Below are 2,512 nucleotides of genomic sequence, written 5' to 3'. Positions count from 1 at the left end.
GATCGCCCGTCGCGATCGGCGCGATGATCAGGAACCCTGCCCAGGCCGCATTGCTCCAGCGGATCGCCGCGCGCGGCGCCGACAGCTTCTATGTCGGGCCCGAGGCGCAGAAGATCGTCACCACGGTCAACACCGCTGCGCGCAACCCGTCGAAGATGACGACCGGCGACCTCGCCAGCTATGACGCGAAGACCCGCCCGCCGGTCTGCATCACCTACCGCGTCCACCGCATCTGCGGCATGGGCCCGCCCTCCTCGGGCGGCATCACCGTGCTGATGATCCTGAAACAGCTCGAACGCTTCGACATGGCCAGGCTCGGCAAGGACAGTCCGCAGGCGTGGCACCTGTTCGCCGAAAGCTCGCGGCTCGCCTATGCCGACCGCGACCTCTATGTCGGCGATCCCGATTTCGTGTCGGTGCCGGTCAAGGGCATGCTCGACCCCGCCTATATCGCCACGCGCTCGGCGCTGATCCAGCCAACCACGACGATGGCCAGCGTCAGCGCCGGCTCGCCCCCCGGCGCCCCGGCCCGGCAGTCCGCGCCGGTCAGCGAAGTCCCCGGCACCACCGACCTCGCGGTCGCCGATGCGCGCGGCAACGTCGTCGAGGTGACGACCACGGTCGAGGGCTATTTCGGCTCGGGGCTGACCGTCGACGGCACCGTGCTCAACAACCAGCTCACCGACTTCGACACCGTCCCCGAAAAGGGCGGCTATCTCGTCGCCAACCGCGTCGAGGGCGGCAAGCGCCCGCGCAGCTCGATGTCACCGACGATCGTCTACGGCCCTGACGGCAAGGTCAGGCTCGCGGTCGGTGCGGCGGGCGGCTCGACGATCATCGCGCAGGTCGCGAAGGCGATCATCGGCGTCGTCGACTGGAAACTGTCCGCCCAGGATTCGATCGCGCTCGGCCTGATCTACGCGCCCGGCCATGTCGCCGCGGTCGAGAAGGGCACCGAGCGCGAGGCGATGATCCCCGCGCTCGAGGCACTGGGCGAGACGGTGCAGGTCACCGCGCTCGGCCTGAAGGCGAACGCGGTCGAGCGGGTGAACGGCCGCTGGGTCGGCGCGGCGGATCCGCGCAGCGAAGGCGTCGGAATCGCGCAGGACGGCACCGTGACCCAGATCCAGCGCGTCGGTGCGCTGCAACGCGCGCCGGAATAGCATGCCCCGCCCCTTTGTCGTCATCCCCGCGCAGGCGGGGATCCATAGGCGCTGACGTCGGTGATCCCACAGGCCGGTCAGCCAATATGGGTTCCCGCCTCCGCGGGAATGACGACGGACCGTTAGCAGACTATACCGCACCAAAGACCGAGCGGCCCCGCGAGGGGACACAGTTCGCAAGAGCGCCCCAGGAGAGACCATGCCCCGCCAGCTCGAACCCTTCCCCAACCTCGTCACCATGTTCTTCGCGCGCGCCGCGGAGAGGGGCGACTCGCCGTTCCTCTGGACCAAGCAGAGCGGCGCCTGGGTGGCGACCAGCTGGGCCGACGCCGCGCGACAGGTGGCGAGCCTCGCCACGGCCCTCACCGCGATCGGGCTCAAACGCGGCGACCGGGTGATGCTGGTCAGCGAGAATCGCCCCGAATGGTGCCTCAGCGACCTCGCGATCATGGCGGCGGGCTGCGTGACGGTGCCGACCTATGTCACCAACACCGAACGCGATCACCTCCACATCATCGAGAATGCGGGCGCCTGCGCGATCATCGTCTCGACCGCAAAGCTGGCGAAAACGCTGCTCCCCGCCGTCCTGCGCTCGAACCAGGCGCAGATCGTGATCGGGCTCGAGGACATGCGCGTCCCCGCCGCGATCGATTTCCACAACTGGCACGCGCTGATCGCCGCGCACCCGACCACGCCCGAGACCGCGGCGGCGCGCGCGACCTTCACCCGCGGCGATCTCGCCTGCATCATCTACACCTCGGGTACCGGCGGCGCCCCGCGCGGCGTGATGCAGCATCACGGCGCGATCCTGCACAATTGCGCAGGCTGCGCCGCCGTCATCTCGGAGGATTTCGGCTGGGACGACGAGGTCTTCCTGTCGTTCCTGCCCTTGAGCCACGCCTATGAACATACCGGCGGCCAGCATTTCCCGATCTCCTTGGGCGGCCAGATCTATTATGCCGAAGGCCTCGAAAAGCTCGCCGCCAATATCGAGGAGACGCGCCCGACGATCATGTTCGTCGTCCCCCGCCTGTTCGAGGTGCTGCGCACGCGCATCTCGAAGACGATCGAGAAACAGGGCGGCGCGTCCGCCTATCTGCTCGCCCGCGCGCTCGACATCGGCGCCAGGCGCTATGCCGGCAAGCTCCGCCTGATCGACCGCCCGGCGCAGGCCGCCGTCGCGACGCTGTTCAAGCCCAAGATCGCCAAGAAGTTCGGCGGCCGGCTGAAGGCGATGATCTCGGGCGGCGCGCCGCTCAACCCGGAGGTCGGGCTGTTCTTCGAATCGATCGGTCTCACCTTCCTCCAGGGCTATGGCCAGACCGAGGCCGCGCCCGTCATCTCGTGCA

The 2,512-nt window shown here is 68.6% G+C and carries 2 protein-coding genes; both read left to right on the top strand.

Features of this window, described 5'->3' with window-relative positions; translation table 11 throughout:
• Positions 1 to 1,163, top strand: a 1,163-nt coding sequence (locus sphsw_RS14795; RefSeq protein WP_042467435.1) for a gamma-glutamyltransferase family protein, incomplete at its 5' end; no start/stop codon positions are given.
• Between the two features lie 199 nt (positions 1,164 to 1,362).
• Positions 1,363 to 2,512: AMP-dependent synthetase/ligase (locus sphsw_RS20580; RefSeq protein WP_042467434.1), on the top strand; the 1,150-nt coding region annotated here is incomplete at its 3' end.

The sequence above is a fragment of the Sphingomonas sp. FUKUSWIS1 genome (assembly GCF_000733135.1).
GTDB lineage: Bacteria > Pseudomonadota > Alphaproteobacteria > Sphingomonadales > Sphingomonadaceae > Sphingomonas > Sphingomonas aerolata.
This window is presented reverse-complemented; position numbering and strand designations above follow the sequence as displayed.